The 18548-nt window shown below is 43.9% G+C and carries 17 protein-coding genes; 12 read left to right on the forward strand and 5 right to left on the reverse strand.

Annotated features, from left to right (window positions below; genetic code table 11):
- The first annotated feature begins 26 nt into the window (after positions 1 to 26).
- The gene (locus ACYH0L_RS02045) at positions 27 to 347 is read left to right on the forward strand and encodes a metalloprotease family protein (protein ID WP_099726065.1); all 321 of its coding nucleotides are present in this window, start codon (positions 27 to 29) and stop codon (positions 345 to 347) included.
- A gap of 66 nt (positions 348 to 413) precedes the next feature.
- Here ACYH0L_RS02045 and ACYH0L_RS02050 read toward each other — a convergent pair whose 3' ends face one another.
- Positions 414 to 1907 (reverse strand): peptide MFS transporter, encoded by a 1494-nt coding sequence (locus ACYH0L_RS02050; protein ID WP_482354309.1) that lies wholly within the window; start codon positions 1905 to 1907, stop codon positions 414 to 416.
- 263 nt (positions 1908 to 2170) lie between these two features.
- On the opposite strand from ACYH0L_RS02050, the gene ACYH0L_RS02055 reads away from it, so the two are divergent.
- The 10 genes from ACYH0L_RS02055 (at position 2171) to ACYH0L_RS02100 (ending at position 13113) form a co-directional block, all read left to right on the forward strand.
- Positions 2171 to 3955 carry a right-handed parallel beta-helix repeat-containing protein gene (locus ACYH0L_RS02055; RefSeq protein ID WP_099726063.1) on the forward strand — a complete coding sequence of 595 codons (1785 nt, stop codon included), beginning with the start codon at positions 2171 to 2173 and terminating at the stop codon, positions 3953 to 3955.
- A 199-nt stretch (positions 3956 to 4154) separates the two neighbouring features.
- Positions 4155 to 5480: an LLM class flavin-dependent oxidoreductase gene (locus ACYH0L_RS02060; protein WP_482354310.1), complete on the forward strand. Its 1326-nt coding sequence runs from the start codon at positions 4155 to 4157 to the stop codon at positions 5478 to 5480.
- 17 nt (positions 5481 to 5497) lie between these two features.
- Positions 5498 to 6001, forward strand: a complete 504-nt coding sequence (locus tag ACYH0L_RS02065) for a GNAT family N-acetyltransferase (protein ID WP_099726061.1) — start codon at positions 5498 to 5500, stop codon at positions 5999 to 6001.
- 22 nt (positions 6002 to 6023) lie between these two features.
- A complete protein-coding gene (locus tag ACYH0L_RS02070; protein WP_482354311.1) occupies positions 6024 to 6818 on the forward strand; it encodes an amino acid ABC transporter substrate-binding protein in 795 nt (264 codons plus the stop codon).
- A 24-nt stretch (positions 6819 to 6842) separates the two neighbouring features.
- Positions 6843 to 7517, forward strand: a complete 675-nt coding sequence (locus ACYH0L_RS02075) for an amino acid ABC transporter permease (RefSeq protein WP_230031282.1) — start codon at positions 6843 to 6845, stop codon at positions 7515 to 7517.
- Between the two features lie 12 nt (positions 7518 to 7529).
- Positions 7530 to 8276, forward strand: coding sequence for an amino acid ABC transporter ATP-binding protein (locus ACYH0L_RS02080; RefSeq protein WP_367308322.1), 747 nt, complete (start codon positions 7530 to 7532; stop codon positions 8274 to 8276).
- Positions 8277 to 8310: 34 nt separating this feature from the next.
- Positions 8311 to 9468: an amidohydrolase gene (locus ACYH0L_RS02085; RefSeq protein ID WP_099726087.1), complete on the forward strand. Its 1158-nt coding sequence runs from the start codon at positions 8311 to 8313 to the stop codon at positions 9466 to 9468.
- The gene (locus ACYH0L_RS02090; protein ID WP_482354312.1) at positions 9459 to 10793 is read left to right on the forward strand and encodes an MmgE/PrpD family protein; all 1335 of its coding nucleotides are present in this window, start codon (positions 9459 to 9461) and stop codon (positions 10791 to 10793) included. Before ACYH0L_RS02085 ends, ACYH0L_RS02090 begins: the two co-directional genes overlap by 10 nt.
- A gap of 210 nt (positions 10794 to 11003) precedes the next feature.
- Positions 11004 to 11696: a response regulator transcription factor gene (locus ACYH0L_RS02095; protein ID WP_099726056.1), complete on the forward strand. Its 693-nt coding sequence runs from the start codon at positions 11004 to 11006 to the stop codon at positions 11694 to 11696.
- Positions 11686 to 13113 (forward strand): HAMP domain-containing sensor histidine kinase, encoded by a 1428-nt coding sequence (locus ACYH0L_RS02100; RefSeq protein WP_327925483.1) that lies wholly within the window; start codon positions 11686 to 11688, stop codon positions 13111 to 13113. The genes ACYH0L_RS02095 and ACYH0L_RS02100 overlap by 11 nt, the downstream gene beginning before the upstream one ends.
- Before the next feature lie 33 nt (positions 13114 to 13146).
- Here the strand turns inward: ACYH0L_RS02100 and ACYH0L_RS02105 are convergent, their stop codons facing one another.
- The 4 genes from ACYH0L_RS02105 to ACYH0L_RS02120 form a co-directional block, all read right to left on the reverse strand.
- The gene (locus ACYH0L_RS02105) at positions 13147 to 13992 is read right to left on the reverse strand and encodes a GAF domain-containing protein (RefSeq protein ID WP_482354313.1); all 846 of its coding nucleotides are present in this window, start codon (positions 13990 to 13992) and stop codon (positions 13147 to 13149) included.
- A 163-nt stretch (positions 13993 to 14155) separates the two neighbouring features.
- Entirely contained in the window at positions 14156 to 15532 is a 1377-nt protein-coding gene (locus tag ACYH0L_RS02110) for an aspartate kinase (protein WP_482354314.1), read from the reverse strand.
- A 173-nt stretch (positions 15533 to 15705) separates the two neighbouring features.
- The gene (locus ACYH0L_RS02115; protein ID WP_099726052.1) at positions 15706 to 17139 is read right to left on the reverse strand and encodes an MDR family MFS transporter; all 1434 of its coding nucleotides are present in this window, start codon (positions 17137 to 17139) and stop codon (positions 15706 to 15708) included.
- A 16-nt stretch (positions 17140 to 17155) separates the two neighbouring features.
- Complete coding sequence (locus tag ACYH0L_RS02120) at positions 17156 to 18022, reverse strand: TetR/AcrR family transcriptional regulator (RefSeq protein ID WP_230031289.1); 867 nt, start codon at positions 18020 to 18022, stop codon at positions 17156 to 17158.
- Between the two features lie 197 nt (positions 18023 to 18219).
- On the opposite strand from ACYH0L_RS02120, the gene ACYH0L_RS02125 reads away from it, so the two are divergent.
- Entirely contained in the window at positions 18220 to 18531 is a 312-nt protein-coding gene (locus tag ACYH0L_RS02125) for an ArsR/SmtB family transcription factor (protein ID WP_099726050.1), read from the forward strand.
- Positions 18532 to 18548: the final 17 nt, after the last annotated feature.

An 18548-nucleotide genomic window follows, 5' to 3' on the forward strand; every position in this document is an offset into this window, starting at 1 on the left:
GGTTTATACTTTTTTATCTTATATTAATGAGTGTGCTTTTAATCCATGAAGCTATTCATTTGCTGTTGATTAAGAAATTTCGAAAGAAGATTTTAGGGATGAAGCTTAATTTATTTGGAGCTAGCGTTATATACCGGAATGATAAGAAATATCTTCATATCTTTATCATTTCAGTAGCACCTAATCTTATTTTGCCGATAAGCGGAGGGATCTTATTATACTATGATATCAGTATATACTGGAATGCATTTGCATTTATGTGTATTTTAAACCTTGTGAATTTGTTCCCTTTTACTGCTGATGGATCAATCATTTTATATTCCATAATGAAGATGCTGAAAAAATGAAGAATTATTATAAATAAAGATATATAGAAAAAACTGGACATGAAGTACTCATGTCCCAGTTTTTTATTAATGAACGCCTTTCATCGCTTTCTTAATCACGGGTGAAAGCATCAGCATGACACCACATAAAATGATGGCGATGAGGCCGATGATACCGAAATAAACGGTTTCTGGCACTTTATCAAACAGTTTGACCACTTGTGCATTAATTGCCTGTGCCATCGCATTTGAAAGGAACCAAAGGCTCATTGTTTGCGCTGAGAAGGCAGCAGGTGCAAGCTTGGTTGTCGCTGACAAACCAACTGGTGACAAGCAGAGCTCTCCGATCACAACAAGGAAGAAGCTCAGAACGAGCCATAATGGACTCACAAGTGTGTTTGGACCAGACATGTATGCAGGAATGATCATGATGATAAAGGATAACCCAGCAAACAGTAGGCCAAGTGAGAACTTAATCGGGGTAGACGGCTGTTTCTTTCCAAGTCTGACCCATAACCAAGCAAATACTGGGGACAGCAGCACAATAAAGATCGGGTTCAATGATTGGAACCAAGAAGAGGCCAGTGTCATCCCAAAGAAATTCAAGTTTGTTCGTTGATCCGCATATGTGGCTAAAATGTTTGAGCCTTGTTCTTGAATGGCCCAGAACATCACCGCAGCTAGGAACAATGGAATATAAGCGAGTACCCTGGATTGCTCCACTGCGCTCGTCTTTTTACTGAAATACATCACAATAAAGTAAACAATCGGAATGAGGACGCCAAGGACACTGACAAACCAAGTGAATAGGTTAATGGTAAGCGCGCCTGTTTGGATACCAATGACAGCAAAAACAGCGAGCACAATCACGATCAATGTGCCGAAAATTTTGATGTTCTTGCGTTCAGCGGCTGATAGTGGATTTGTGACATAGGTGCCGGCAAGGCCAAGATTCGGCTTTTTCGTGATCACAAACGTAATGAGTCCAACAAGCATACCAACGGCAGCGAGTGAGAAACCAAGATGGAAATTCACTTTTTGACCGAGTGTTCCGACAATTAATGGCGCAATAAAACCACCCATGTTGATTCCCATGTAGAAAATACTAAACCCCGAATCCCTGCGAGGGTCCGTTTTTGTATACAGGTCACCGACAATGTTTGAAACGTTTGGCTTCAGAAGACCTGTCCCAATAATAATCAGCCCCATACTAATAAAGAGCGCTGTTGCTCCGCTTGGCAGAGCCAAAATGACATGACCAAGCATAATGAAGACCCCGCCATAAAAGACCGTACTGGACGAACCGAATACCCGGTCAGCGAGCCATCCACCAATCACTCCTGACATATAGACAAGGGCACCGTAGACAGACATGATCGAATTGGCTGTCGTCTGGTCAAAGCCAAGACCGCCTTTTGTCACCTCTGTGTACATATAATAAATAAGCAGTGCACGCATGCCATAATAAGAAAAACGCTCCCAAAATTCAGTGAAAAACAGTGTATAAAGTCCTTTAGGATGTCCAAAAAAACCTTTTTGAGGCACACTTTTAACAATTTTATCGTGATCAATTGTAGACATGGCATAGATCCTTTCTTAAAAAAAGAGATATGAGAAAAATGATATTCTTGTATAGTTCTTGTGTCAATATAAAACTATTCTAAAACAGGAAAATGTTAGATCAATAGGCGTAAAGACTCAAAATTATTAAAAATTCATTCAAGTGAAAATTATCGGAAAGTTATTCCAGAAGAATTTATATAAAATTTGAAGTATTGTACAGGCAAACCTTTCCCACATGCATAGGATGATGAGAGGACATGTGTGAAAAGGAGGGATTTTGGTTGGGGGAATTAAATGAATCTGATCTGAAAAAACCGGTTGTCAATGTACTAGATTTTGGTGTGATTGCTGACGGGAAAACGGACTGTACAGCCAAACTCAATGAATGCTTAGAATGGACGAAAGCACAAGGCTACTCCCACGTCTGGCTGCCGAGTGGAACGTATCTGGTAGATGCGGTGTACAGAAGTGATCCATTTTTTCCTTTCCGGGGTGCAGGCATACGGGTGCCAAGTCATATATGCATTGAGATGGCATCAGACGCTGTGATAAAGGTAAAACCAAATGATTCGTGGGGGTATGCGGCCTTTTATATAGGGAAGGTTCAGCATGTGACCATCCGGGGCGGGCGGATTGAAGGGGATCGTCATGAGCATGTGTACAAGTCACTCCCCGCTGAAAGAAAAACCCATGAGTGGGGCTTTGGCATATGTATTGAAGGCGCCTCCCATGTAAATGTGAATCATGTGCAAATAAAGAATTGTACGGGAGACGGCATCATTGTCAGTCCCCACGGTTTATTGACACAGATTGAATCGTACTCGCCGGCTTCGTCTATTCACATTTCTGGCTGCACCATCATGGATTCAAGACGAAACAATATATCGATTACAGGCTGCGATGGGGTCATTGTCGAGGACTGTCTGCTGGAAAGAGCAGGAGTCAACGGGGTCGAGCCGAGAATGGGGATTGATATTGAAGGTTACGGAGAAAGTGCGATCAATATGGAAGAACCGCTGAATATTCAGATTCGAAATAACATCGTTAGAGGTGGTGCAGCAAGCTCCATTTATAACTTCAACGGCTATGGTGTGATCATTGAAGGTAATCATACAGATAGCAGTATTTCCTATGGCTTCGCCACCGAAACAATCATTGCAAACAATTTGATCCGTGCAGTGGGAGGGGGCGTAACAAAAGCAGGGATTACGAGCTTAGGTGTCTCGCTTGGTCAAACGGAAAACAATGTGATCATTATTGGCAATATGATTGAGGGGTTTGAAAAAGGCATTGATGTGAGGGGAGACAGCGTTCACATCACAGGCAATAAGATCAGTCTTTTTGAAGATGCGGCAGTGTCCGTTTACATGGCGAATCGCATTCTAATAGAAGGAAATCATATTGAATCAGGGACGAATACACGCCTGAGAAGCACATCCCTGCGTATCTATCAATCGGATAGCGTCGTCTTTTCAAACAATACGATCTACTCTGTCATCGATGCGGCGATGGTGAGAGGAACGAATATCCTGATCCAGCACAATCAATTCAAAGAATTCAGCAGAGGGATATGGGTACAGGAGGGAGAAGCTGGGATCAACGGCAATCACTTTATTCAAGAAGGGCAAACGCAGCTCACGTCTTCGTATACGATCAGTGTTACAGGAAATGCAAAGGCTTTCATATGGCAGAATCGCTTTAAGCACTACCAAAACTACGCTGTATACAGCAGCACGACGGGGCCTTTAGAAATTAAAGATAATTCCTTTGAAGAAACATCCTTATATGTAGTGATGTATATTAAAAATGGCTCACCACAGATTGGAGATAACCGCTTTTATTTAAATCGTTCGATCGGCCAGCCGACGGCGATTTTTATTGACCAAGCCGCATCGGCACGTGTGCTGCGGAATAATATCATCAATCTATCTCCTCAAAAGGCGATTGCCATTCGCACAACGTCTTCAACTCATTCTGTTATCGCCCATAACATGCTGGAGCGCAGTCAATTGATGACACATACGACGGACCGGCTCATCGGAAATATTGAAATTGATACACCGTAATGGCTTGTGAAATCCCTTATTTTGGAGGTGCAGAAGGCGGTTGACAATCATGTAAAAAGGGCATATAGTAATAATTATTTTTCATTTTTCGCAACATTTGCCCTTTTTTTATTGTTAAAACCGATTAATTCAATCAGAAAAATGTATCTTATGAGGACTTCAGTTTGATATAGCAGGATATAGAAAGGATGAAGAACAAGTGTCACAGCCGAAAAGGAAGCTCAAGCTAGGCGTATTCATCGCAGGAACTGGACATCATGTCGCCTCTTGGAGACATCCGAATGCAGTACCAGATGCAGCTATGAATCTTGATTACTTTAAACAATTAGCAAAAAAAGCAGAGGAAGGAAAGCTGGATTTGCTCTTTTTAGCCGACAGCTTATCAATTAATCAAACCTCTCACCCGAACGTATTAACGAGATTTGAACCGCTCACACTGCTTTCGTCCATTGCAGAGTCTACCTCTACAATTGGCTTAGCAGCAACAGCATCCACTACATACAGTGAGCCATTCCATATTGCGAGACAGTTTGCCTCACTTGATCATTTATCAGGCGGCAGAGCTGCATGGAATGTGGTCACCTCTTCTATTGAAGAAACAGCAAAAAATTTTAGCGGAGAAGAGCATTTAGCGCATCACAAACGATACGAGCGAGCAGAAGAATTCGTAGAGGTCGTCAAAGGCCTTTGGGATTCTTGGGAAGAGGACGCACTTGTGAGAAACCAAGAAACGGGAAAATTCTTCGAGTCTAGTAAGCTTCATGAGCTGCAGCACAAGGGTGAGTTCTTCTCTGTACGGGGCCCGCTCAACGTATCACGTACGCCGCAAGGACATCCGGTGATCATTCAAGCAGGGTCTTCCGAAGATGGTCAAAAGCTTGCAGCCAAAACAGCTGAGCTTATTTTCACTGCCCAAAACGATCTCGATAAGGCGAAGGAATTTTATCAAAGCTTGAAAGGGAAAGTAGAGGCTGCTGGACGTGCTAGAGAGGACGTCAGCATCATGCCGGGCATCTTCCCAATCATTGCCGATACAGAGGAAGAAGCAAAAGCGAAGTATGAAGAATTACAAGAGCTGATTGTTCCTGAGATTGGTCTAAGCATTTTGCAAAACTACTTAGGTGGTATTGACCTTTCCCAGTATCCATTAGACGGGCCGCTTCCAGAGATTGATCCAAGCACGTCAAATGCGGTGAAAAGCCGCTTTGATCTTGTGATGAATATGGCGAGAACCGGCAACCTGACCATTCGCCAGCTCTACCAATCTGTTGCCGGCTCTCGCGGTCATCATATTTTCATTGGAACACCGGAGCAGCTAGCAGATGTCATGGAAACGTGGCTCACTGAGGAAGCAGCAGACGGCTTTAACGTCATGCCGCCATTATTGCCAGAAGGACTTGATGTATTCGTAGATCGCGTCGTCCCGATCCTTCAGGAAAGAGGCTTATTTAAAACAGAATACACAGGACAAACCTTACGAGAAAATCTCGGATTAACGCAGACAAAAAATCGTTATACGACATAAGGATGAGGTGACTAACGTTGGGATACACTTTTCGTCTGGCAACAGAGGCAGATACAGAAGCGCTGCTTGAACTGACAACAAGAGCTTATGAGCCGATTCGTGAGCTCGGCATCCAGTTCCAAGCAGCACATGCAGATTTTGCTCTCGTTCAGCAAAATGTACAAAAGAATCTTTGCTATGTCATGGAAGAAAACGGGGAGATTTTATCCACCTTATCACTCCGTATGCCTTGGGGAGAGCAGCCAGGACCGTTCGGCGTCCCGCACATCTGGTGGTTTGCCTCAGAACCAGCCGCTAAAAAAGGCACAGGCTCTGCCTTGCTGGAATGGGTTGAAACCGAAGTGCTAAGGGATACACTGAAGGTACCATATGTGTCTCTCGGTACAGCAGATAAGCATCCGTGGCTCATGGATATGTATGAGCGAAAAGGCTACGTCAGAGCAGGTGAAAAGGATTTAGGCAAGGGCCATATCACGGTTTATTTTAAAAAACAATTAAGATCAGATATGACACAACCATAAGAGGAAAGAAGGGTTTACGAACATGAAAAACAAAAAGTGGCTAGTCGTTCTATTTGCGGCAATGCTTGCGGTTTTAGCAGCTTGCGGCGGCAACAATCAAAGTGAAGGCAAAGACGAAAAAGTGTTAAAAGTAGGCGCAACAGGACAAAGTTATCCATTTGCTTATAAAGAAAACGGCAAGCTTGTTGGATTTGATGTCGAAGTCACAGAAGCGATTGCGAAAAAGCTGGGCTACAAACTAGACTGGCAGCTGAGTGAATTCAGCGGACTCATGGGGCAGCTGACATCTGGTAAGCTGGATACAGTGTCAAACCAAGTAGCGATCACAGATGAGCGTAAACAAACGTTTAACTTTACAGATACGTACGCTTACGCAGGAACACAAATCATCGTGAAAAAGGACAACAACGACATCAAAGGTCTTGACGACTTAAAAGGAAAAACAGTGGCGGCGGTTCTTGGCTCAAACCATGCCAAAAACCTAGAGAGCAAAGACTCAGATAAGAAAATCAATATCAAAACATATGAAGCGCAAGACGGCGTATTAAATGAAGTGGCAAATGGCCGCGTGGATGCTTACGTCAACGGACGCAGTGTATTACTTGCTCAGATTGAAAAAACAGGTCTTCCACTGAAGATCGTAGGCAACCCCATTGTGTATGAAGAAGTGGGCTATCCATTTGCCAAAGATGAAAAGCATAACAAGCTAAGAGAAGAATTTAACAAAGCCATCAAAGAATTAAGAGAAGACGGGACACTTAAGAAATTGTCTGAGAAATATTTCAAAGACGATGTCACAGTGCCGATCAAAAAATAAAGACAGCGGCGGTGAACAGCAGACATGAATAACATTGATTGGCAGTATATGGTGACGGTTTTTCCGACCTTGATTCAATACTTGCCGATAACGATCTTCATGGCGATTGTCTCCATGGTATTTGCCATTATCATTGGTGTGGTATTCGCTCTCATTACAAAAAACCGGATACCTGTCCTATACCAATTTGCCAAGCTGTATATTTCTTTCTTCAGAGCGGTTCCAACCTTGGTTCAGCTCTTTCTCATTTATTTTGGTCTTCCGCAGCTATTCCCTGCGATGACCTCAATGGATGCCTTAACAGCGGTCATTATCGGATTAAGTATTAAAAACTCAGCGTACTTAGCAGAAATTTTCAGAGCGGCACTCAATTCTGTGGATGAAGGGCAGCTTGAGGCCTGCCTATCTGTCGGCATGACAAGATGGCAGTCTTACGTCAGAATTATTTTCCCGCAGGCAATTAGAAATGCGATTCCAGCGACGGGAAATACCTTTATCGGTCTTTTAAAAGAAACATCTCTTGCCTTTACCATCGGGGTGGCAGAAATGTTTGCACAAGGGAAGATGATTGCCTCGGCGAACTATAAATACTTTGAAACCTATTTAGCCGTAGGGATTGTGTACTGGGTGCTGACCATCATTTATAGCTTCCTGCAAGACCTATTTGAACGAAAAATCAGCAAACCTTACCGGAATTAAGGAGGTGTGGACATGATCAAGCTCACCAATTTGAAGAAATCATTCGGCGACCTTGTCGTCTTGGACGGAATCAATCTTGACGTACAAAAAGGGCAGGTTGTGGCCATTATCGGACCTTCTGGCTCCGGTAAATCAACCTTACTGCGCTGCTTAAATTTATTAGAAACGCCAGATGAAGGCATGATTGAAATTGGCGATGCGAAGCTGAATGCGTCCAAATATACACGTAAAGAAGCACATCACCTCCGTCAACAAACGGCCATGGTGTTTCAAAACTATAATCTATTTAAAAACAAAACAGCCCTACAAAACATTACAGAATCACTGCTTGTGACGAAAAAAATGACGAAACAGCAGGCGAATGAGATCGGTATGAAGCTATTAAAGCAGGTGGGGCTAGAACAAAAGGCTGACAGCTATCCGGTCACGTTATCTGGCGGACAGCAGCAGCGGATTGGCATTGCCCGTGCGTTAGCTGTTGATCCACATGCGATTTTACTGGATGAACCGACGTCAGCATTAGATCCAGAGCTCGTCTCAGGTGTGCTTCAGGTCATTAAATCCATTGCGATTCAAGAAACAACTATGATCATTGTCACACATGAAATGGCGTTTGCAAGAGAAGTGGCAGACCATGTGATTTTCATGGCGGATGGTCATATTATTGAGCAGGGGACACCAACAGAACTATTTGATAAAACGAAGAATGAACGAACAAAACGATTTATCCAAAAAGAAGCAGCGGCTGAAGAAGCATAAGCTGCTTTTTATTCTTAAGAGGGGTGAATGTCCAGTGAAATCAATAGGAAATGAAGCCTTAAACAAACGTTTAATTAACATTCGCCGAGCGCTTCATGAGCACCCAGAATTGTCATTCGAAGAATATGAAACGACAAAGAAACTGCGCCGCTGGTTAGAAAAGGAAGGGATCACTGTACTCGATGTCCCAGCTCTTCAAACAGGGATTGTCTGTGAAATAAAGGGAGAACAAGAGGGGCCGACAATTGCCCTGAGAGCCGATATTGATGCACTTCCGATTGAAGAAGCATCTGGCGAACCATTTTCTTCAAAGGAACCGGGCAAAATGCATGCATGCGGTCATGATTTTCATACAGCTTCGATTTTTGGTGCGGCGGTCTTATTAAACGAGCGTAAACACGAGATCAAAGGAACGGTCCGCATTTTGTTCCAACCGGCTGAGGAGGTCGCTCAAGGGGCGAAACACGTCATAGAGGCAGGTGTTTTAGATGGGGTGGATGCAATTTTCGGTATGCATAACAAACCTGACCTGCCAGTTGGCACCATCGGCATCAGAGAAAAAGCATTAATGGCAAGTGTCGATCGATTTGAAATCGATATTAAAGGAACAGGCGGTCATGCAGGGATTCCGAATCACACAGTGGATCCAATTGCCATCAGCGGGCAGATCACAAGCGCCCTCCAGCAAATCGTCAGCCGCCGCATTAGCTCATTGCATCATGCGGTTGTCAGCATTACACGTATTCAAGGCGGGACGTCATGGAATGTGATTCCTGACCGTGTCGAGATGGAAGGAACCGTTCGTACGTTTGAGCCAGAAGTGAGAGCGATGATTCCAGATCTCATGAAACAAATCGTAAGCGGGATTGCAGAAGGGTTTGGCGCAAAGGCAGAAGTGAGATGGCATCCCTATTTGCCTTCTGTGATGAATGACGAGCGCCTGACAAAGGTTGTAGAAGAAACGGCTGGTGCACTTGATCTCACAGTAGCACAGGCAGAGCAGTCACCCGGCGGAGAAGACTTTGCCCTTTATCAAGAGCGCATTCCAGGCTTTTTTGTATGGATGGGGACAAACGGCACCGAGGAATGGCATCATCCTGCCTTTACGTTAAATGAAGACGCACTTCCAGTCGCTGCTGCTTTCTTTGCCGAGCTTGCCATTCGGGCTTTGGAGTCACCATCATGGAACTAACGAAACAGCTGGCAGAGGCTGTGCTTTCAGCTGATCCGCTGCAAGATCAGCGGGCCATACAAATGGCCAAAAACGGTCTATTAGACGCTGCGGCAGCAGCGCTTGCTGCGAAAGAGGATGAAGGGATTCAGAAGCTGATGCAGCTTGTTGAAAAAGAAGGCGGGGCAGCGCAGGTTCCCGTCATTGGACAGGGTAAGAAGATCAGCCGTCAATCCGCAGCAATGCTAAACGGCTACCTCATCCATGCCCTTGATTATGATGATGTGCATTCAGATGTGAGAGGACATCCGAGTGCGGTCATCATCCCGGCATTGCTTTCACAGCTGACAGACGACAAAGGATACGGCGAACGATTTTTAGCCGCCTACATAACAGGTGTCGAAGTGATGGCAAGGCTTGGCGAATCCATCGGCAAGGCGCATTATGAGCGGGGCTGGCATAATACCGGAACCCTCGGAGCCATTGCGGCAGTATGTGCTATCGGCTATTTGAAACAAGTCTCACGAGAAGAGCTGACAAAAGCGATCGGCTTTGCCGGAGCGCAATCATCCGGAATGCGAAAGCAGTTTGGCTCTGATATGAAACCATTACAAGCTGGCTTAGCCGCTAAAACAGCCGTGTGGTCCATGGATTTAGCTTGTTCAGGTTTTGGCGGGAATGAATCGGTTCTTGATGGGGAGAATGGTTTCTTTTCACTCTATGGAGATCAGGAGCTGGCGGAAAAACGGTTGCTAGAAGGCTATGGTTCTATATGGCGCATTGTCTCGCCAGGGTTATGGTTCAAAGTATATCCGTTCTGCTCCGCCGCGCACCATGCAGCAGAAGCGATTGAATTTTTGGTGAAAGAACGCCCTTCCATACAGGATCAGATTGAACAGGTCGACGTCATTTTTCCGCCTGGCGGAGATGCGGCGCTCACGGAGCGGACGCCCTTGACTGGAGAAGAAGGACGATTCAGTGTCGAGTACGTCATCGCACTTGCGGTGTTTGGACACACTTTATCACTGGATGCCTTTACGGAAAAAACCATTTCACCCGAGATGCGGACATGGATGAAGCGGGTCAGCAGAGGATATGATCAAACAATAGACCCCCATCCAGACGCTGTCCCAAAAGGACGCTTTACCATTGTGAAGCTCACCTTATCTGACGGCACCACCATCAGCAGGCGGGTCGATATCCCGCGGGGAGCACCCGGACACGCATTATCGAAAGAAGACATCATGCAAAAGTTAAGCAGTGTCATAGACGCATCACATGCACAGCAGGTCCTACAAGCAATTGAAGCGGCAAACGACTCTTCTTATCTGCAGCTGCTGGATTAGTAAGGAAAAGGCTCATCAATCGAGATGAGCCTTTTTGTATAACAAAAATAAGTGTGATTTACCTCAACATCCAACGCCATCAAAAAGTATGAATAAAAGATGACCAAACCATGATAAGTTCATGAAATCGTTTGAATCCAATTGAGATTTGAGAAGGAACATGTAAAATAAAGCTACATAAAGAAAAACAAGCAACAGCGGAGGCTGATGATGAAAATATTAATGATTGAAGACAATCAGAGCGTTTGTACAATGACAGATATGTTTTTTCAAAGAGAGGGGTTTCAAGCAGAATTCGTTCATGATGGACTAGAAGGACTGAATCGGTTTCAGCAAGAGGAGGATTGGGATTTGCTCATCTTAGATGTCATGCTTCCGTCGATGGATGGTTTGACCATTTGTCAAAAGGTGCGCAAGATCAGTGATGTTCCGATTATTATGCTGACGGCAAAGGAAACCGAGTCTGATCAGGTGCTTGGTTTTGATCTTGGAGCAGATGATTATGTGACCAAACCTTTTAGTCCTTTGACCTTAATGGCAAGAATCAAAGCGGTGAAACGACGCTTTGCTCATACATCCACTCTAGAAAAGGTGAAAGAGGACGAACGGCTGAAGACAGCGCATTTTCAATTAGATAAGAAAACGAGAGAAGTCTTTCTAGATGGAGAGCGTATTGAGAACTTGACGCCAAAGGAATATGATCTGCTGTGCTTTTTTATTCACCATCCTCGGCAAGTGTTTTCGCGCGAGCAATTACTGGAACAGATTTGGGGATATCAATTTTATGGAGATGAACGGACGGTTGATGTTCATATTAAACGGCTTCGCCAAAAAATTGGAGACGGGCCTAAGCCCTTTTTATATACAGTATGGGGCGTAGGGTATAAGTTCGATGAAGATTAAATATTTTTATCAGCTGCTGATTAGCCACCTTGGGTTATTGCTCATCGCCATCATGATTATCAGCACCCTCTTATCTCATTTTGTGAAAGATATTGCCTATCAAAACAGGGTCGATGAAATGAGCTCCTATGGCAATGAAATCTTGCAGAATTTTAAACAGCTGCCTAAAACCGAGATGATCTTCCGTCTGCGTCCATTTGAAGATATTCTCTCGACAAGACAAATTCGCTTTTTCGTGTTTGATGAGAAAGGGGATGTTCTGTCTCAGCAGCAGGGGATGCCTCCGCATGAAGCTTTGCTGACAAAGGATTTATGGGTGAAGCTCTCAAAAGGAGAGCAAATCATCGTGAAGCGGAGTGATTCACGCCGCCTCGATCAAGAGGCATCACTTGTGGCGCTCCCTGTCATGGAGGATGGGAAGCTGAAGGGCGGAGTCGTCCTCATTGCTCCGATTCAAGGAGCTGAACAGCTCATCGCCCAGATGAACCGCTATCTGTATATCATCGTATTTGTGGCACTGACGATTACCTTTATTCTCAGTCTGTTTCTATCTAAATTTCATGTGAAGCGAATCAAAAAATTGAGAGAGGCGACTGAAAAGATTGCACAAGGCGATTACAATATCAACCTTGAAAACAAACACCTTGATGAAATTGGCACACTTAGTGAGGATTTTAATATGATGGCCGAACGCCTCCAACGATCAAGAGAGGAAATTGACCGGCTTGAAAAGCGGAGACGTCAATTCATCGCTGATGTGTCTCACGAATTAAAAACGCCGCTGACCACCATTCGAGGGTTGGTAGAATGGCTGAACACAGCGGATGTGCCGGCAGAAGAGAAAGAGAAATGCTATGCCTTAATCACAGACGAGACAAAACGAATGTTGCGCCTTGTCAATGAGAATATGGATTATGAGAAAATCAGATCGAATCAAATTACCCTTCAAAAATTTCACTATCCACTCATTGATACGTTTGAAGTGATCAAAGAGCAGCTGAGCCGAATCGCTGAAGAGAAAAACAATCAGCTGATCGTAGACGTTGATCCTGAACAAAAGGTATACGCAGATTATGACCGGCTCATTCAAATCCTTGTCAATATCACAAAGAACGCCATTCAATTCACAGAAGGCGGCCATATTTCCTTAAGAGGGAAACAAGAGAATCAAGAGACGGTCATTGAAATTGAAGACACGGGCATTGGCATTGCGCCAGACGAAGTCAAACACATATGGGAACGTTTTTATAAAGCGGATATCTCCAGAACGAATACACCGTATGGAGAATACGGACTGGGTTTGTCCATTGTGAAGCAGCTTGTGGACTTGCATGAAGGGCATATCGATATGAAAAGTGAAAAAAACAAAGGAACAACATTTACCATTCGACTGCCGTTTCCAGAAGAAAAGGGCTAAAACAAAATCTCTAGCCCTTTTGAAAATCATCACTTATTCATTTTTGGTAAACGTTAAGCCGATATGAGCTAGCGCTTGCGGTAAATCTTTACGAATGGTGATGTCTTTAAATGAAATATTAGACTGAATCGCACTTAAAGCAAGGTCTTGCTTAACACCTGTTAATACAGCCGAAATCCCTAAAAGTCTCAGCGTTTGCGCATAGCTGTCCAAATATTGAATGCTTTGTTCATTCAGGCGTTTTGTTCCCGATACATCGATGACCAGATGAGAGAGCGACAGCCTGTAGCTTTCCTGTAAAATGGTTTCTAAAATATGCTGAGCACGTGTCTCTTCGATATCACCAAGAAGAGGGAGCACGGCGACACCGTCAACAACTGGTACGATCGGTACAGATAATTGCTGAATCTGCCGGTTGGCACGGTCGAGTTCAAGGACGTAGCTTAATAAAGAAGCCATCGTTTCAAACATATACACATGCTCTTCTGTAAACTGCTGCGCCCTTAGATCAAGTCCACAAATCGTTCCGTAGTTCGTGCCATCTGTAAAATCAATGGGAACCCCAATGAACGAGCCGGCTTGAAGCCGTTTCGTGACCTCTAAGTATCTAGAACGGTCATCCAATGAAATATCAGGGATCACCAGTGTATCCTGATAATCGACCGCCAGCTTGCAAAATGTCTTTTCGTAAGGAAGTTCTTCCCCTTCTTCAAGAAGCTGCTCGTCATGATTTAGCACCTTTACAATCTGATTGGTGTTTTGATCATTTTTAGCAATAAACAGTGTATTCACATCAATGAATTGACTCATCATGTTTAAAATACTTGTAGAAGCATCATGAAAATTGCGAAACTGTTTTAATAGTTGTTGACGAGGCATTGTTTTAGGACTCCTTGTAGCTCCGATCAAAGGCCGGAACGGTAGTTGATTTGTCTCTATCATACAAAATCAAACGAGAAATAGATATACTTTAATGCGCAAATCAGCTCGAAGCGCGTTAGATCAAAAAGACTGCCGATCCGGAGATCTGACAGTCTGCTAATTAAATGGAGACAGGTACAGTAGACATAGAGAAAAATTCCTCATACAAGGCCTGAACGGCTTCTTTTTCTTGAGCCGCTTTGACGCCAAACATCATGCTGACCTCTGAAGAGCCCTGGTTGATCATTTCAATATTGACCTTGGCTTTTGACAGTGCCTTTGCCGCTCTTGCTGTTGTGCCAACATTATGACGCATCGCTTCTCCTACGACCATAATGAGGGAGAGATTCCGCTCTAAAGTGACCTCATCAGCATTAAGCACGAGCGTCAGGCGGTCTAACAGCTCTTGTTCAATATGCTGCTCCTCCAGCTGATCCTGCCTTAAAATAATGGTCATATCATCAATACCTGAGGGAACATGCTCATAAGTAAGGCCATATTCCTCTAATGTTTGCAGCACCTTACGTCCAAAGCCGACTTCTCGGTTCATCAAATATTTACTGATATAAATGCTGCAAAATCCATGATCTGAGGCGATGCCAACAACAGGTCCATTCGTATGATCCCGCTGACTCACGATTTTTGTGCCTTTGGCTGCTGGATTATTGGTGTTTTTAATTTGAACAGGGATGCCTGCCCGGAAAGCCGGAATGAGCGCTTCATCATGGAACACAGAAAAACCAGCATAGGACAGTTCACGCATTTCCCGATACGTCAGTTCAGTGATCTCCTTTGGCTCGTGAACGATCGTTGGATTGACGGCGTAGACAGCATCCACATCTGTAAAGTTTTCATACACATCTGCCTTCAGCCCGTTTGCCAAAATGGAGCCGGTAATATCTGATCCGCTTCGAGAAAAGGTGACGATATCACCCGCTAGACTGAAGCCAAAAAACCCAGGGAATACAATGATGCCAGAGCGTTCTCTTAATTTGTACAAATGATCATATGATTCCGGGAGGACTTGCGCTTGGCCAGGCTCGTTGCTCACAAATAAACCAGCTTCCTTTGGATTCACATAGTGGGCCTCGACACCTTGATGGCGGAAATAGGCGGCAATCAGCTTCGCGTTATTATCTTCACCACTTGCTTTGATAGCATCAAGATAACGCTCAGGATGAGACGAATCAGCCTGTAATAATGCGTCTAGGTCGTGCCGGATGGTGTCAATAATGTGATGACCTAAACCTAGTTCATCAGCAATCGAGGCATACCGCTCGATGACGGCTTCCTGTAAATCATGTGCTTCACCTAAACGTAAATATTGTTCACCACACCTAATTAATAGATCGGTGACCTTCGTATCCGTTGAATGCCGTTTTCCTGGTGCGGAAACAACGACTGCTTTTCGAGCTGGATCTGCTGTTACAATGTCAAATACCTTTTGCAGCTGCTTGCCAGATGCAAGAGAACTGCCACCAAATTTAACGACCTTCAATGCATACATCTCCTATAGTAAAAATTTTCTCACAAATTGAATAGTTCTTATTATCAACTCTTTTCTTCAAATGATCAAGGTTTTTCTTCTCTATAAAAACAAATGTATTTTCAGAGAGGACGATATAGAGGATCATATGAAAAAAGGGCTGGCAATATGCCGAGCCCTTTTTCTTATGAAGAAGATGAGGAGGAAGACAGCTCCTGTTTCCTCACTTTGTTCTCGCGTTTTTCCTTTAAGAAAAACGCGAGGACGAGTCCAACGACCGCAATCAGACCAGAAACGATAAATGACGTATTCATGCCATGAACGGCTGATTTCAATGGATGAGCTATTTCTGCATTTGCAGCAGAACTGCTCATAATAGAGACAAGCACAGCCGTCCCAATAGAGCCGCCCATTTGTCTCATCGTGTTATTCATCGCTGTCCCATGCGGGATAAGCTGCGGTGGTAAAGAGTTAATACCTGCTGTTGTCAGCGGCATCATGATCATCCCAACTCCGATTAAGCGAAGCGTGTAGGCCACCGTAATGAGAGCAATCGAAGAATCAAGGCTTAGCATCATAAATGGCAGGGAGGTGACGGTTAATATCGTAAACCCGCCTATTGCCAGCCCTCTTCCGCCGACTTTATCAAAAATCCGTCCGATAATCGGTGACAGGAATCCCATAAAGAGAGCACCCGGCAATAAGATAAGTCCTGTATCAAGCGCAGACAACCCTCTGACATTCTGCGTATAGAGCGGCAGAATGGTCTCAGTTCCAATCAGTAAAGCAAAGACGAGCATGCCGAGGAAGGTTGTTAAGCTAAAGACCGCAAACTTAAATACACCAAACTCAAGCATCGGTCTTTCCAAATTCGACTGACGCAGGATAAAGAGGAATAAGCTCACGGCGCCGACAATCAGCGAAATGAGGACAGGTGCACTCGTCCATCCATATGAGCCCACACTAGAAAACCCGTACAGTAAACCGCCGAAACCGAAGGACGACAGGATGACGGATAAGACATCAATACGTGTCTCTCTTTGCTGCGTGACATTTTTCATTAAGAAATAAGCAAGAATGAGATCAATGATACCGATTGGCAGAACAATATAGAACAAAAATTTCCAACTAAAGGAATCGACAATCCATCCGCCAAGTGTTGGCCCAAGCGCTGGTGCAAACGAAATGACAAGTCCGACCATTCCCATGGCCTGCCCGCGTTTTTCTTTCGGGAAAATGGTCAAAAAGATCGTTTGCATTAGCGGCATTAAAATCCCTGCACCGGCTGCCTGTACAATACGCGCTGCAAGTAACACAGGGAAATTTGTTGCAAACGCAGCAAGAATCGTACCTGCTGTAAAAATGCTAAGAGCCGTTAAAACTAAGGCACGGCTCGAAAATTTCTCTATTAAGAAGGCAGTAATCGGGATGAGAATCCCGTTTGTCAGCATAAAGGCTGTAGTCAGCCATTGTCCTTTACTGACATCAATATTGAATTCCTCCATGATGTGTGGGATCGCTGGAATGAGCAGCGTTTGGTTTAGAATCGCGACGAATGCCCCGACGAGAAAAATCCCAACAATCACAGGTCGATTATACGATGTTGTTGATTGGTTCATGTTATCCCTTCTTTATCTATAAAATGATGCTTTTCAGCTGTGACACGTTTTGAGATAAAACGCTGTTTTTGCCTAAATAATCGAGCAATGAGCTGATTAAAAAGGTTCTCGGTTGATCCTTTGATAATTCTTGATTCAGCAGCTCAAATGCAGAGAGGAGATCGTCCTTTTCTTCTCCGTTTGAAAGTGCATGAAGCTCTTGCTTGATCTTCGTTAAGTACGTAATGACATGTTTTTCTTCATCATATTCGTCCTGTGAGGAAAGCAGATAAGAGTCCATCAGCTCATCTGTTAACACAGGCTCAATGGAGCAAGGCTTTTTCGATACACGGTCCATCACACCGATGATCATTTCGGCAGCATTTTCTAATTGAATGTTCTTATGCTCAATCGCCAGCATTAAGATGACTTCTCTCATTAATCCATTGAGGACAATCACAAGATCCCAGACATAAGGAGCAACAGTTTCGCCATATGTGCTTAAAATAATATCTCTGTGCCGCTGCATGATAATAGAGCGTGTTTCACGCAAATGCTTTTTGACAATGGGGGAATGCTGAGAAAATGCTTCGAAGGACAGCATATTTAAAAATTTATGATTCTCTTTAAACTCTTCAAGCTCAAGCTTAATCTTCTTTGTGAATTTTTCCTTTTTGGACAGCGTCGCTTCTGAATGAATGAGGTGAGAAATCTCCCTCATCTTGCGCTGATTATATTTAATCAGTTCTAATAGAAGCTCTTCCTTTGAATCAAACAGTTTATAAATAGACGCTTTTGATATTTTACAGGCATCAGCAATCGACTGCATGGAGACACTCATATAGCCTTTTTGTGAAAACAATTTTTTCGAAACCCGCAAAATCTCTTCTTGCTTTTCTTTCATTTTCTTAAGTCCTTTCCGAATCGGCAAAACCATGTGGTCACAATGGAAACCGAGTGGTCACTTTTGACATGATAACAAAACCAAGGGCTTATTTCAAGAAAACGAACTTAAAAAAATACCTATCTGTATGACAGGTATTGATCGTTCTATTTAGGAATGAGATTGTATGTTATAAAGAAATACGATACATTTATCGTATGAATAATCCAATCCATCCAAACCGAGAAGACATGACACTGATTTCTGTGCTGCAAGCATTGGCTGACCCTGTCCGATTAGAAATTGTCCGCTGCTTAGCAGAAGCGGGGGAGAGGACATGCGGCACATATGATATGAACATTGCCAAATCCACGCTTTCCCATCATTTCAAAGTGCTGAGGGAGGCAGGCGTCGTGAAAGTGAGAATTGACGGGAAGCACCGCTACTATTCTCTAAGAAAAGAAGACATCGAGACCGCTTTTCCTGGACTTGTGTCATCGATTTTATCTGTAGATAAAGAGCGGTGGTAAGCCAGCTGTCTATGAAG

Source organism: Bacillus sp. MC1252, assembly GCF_056838025.1.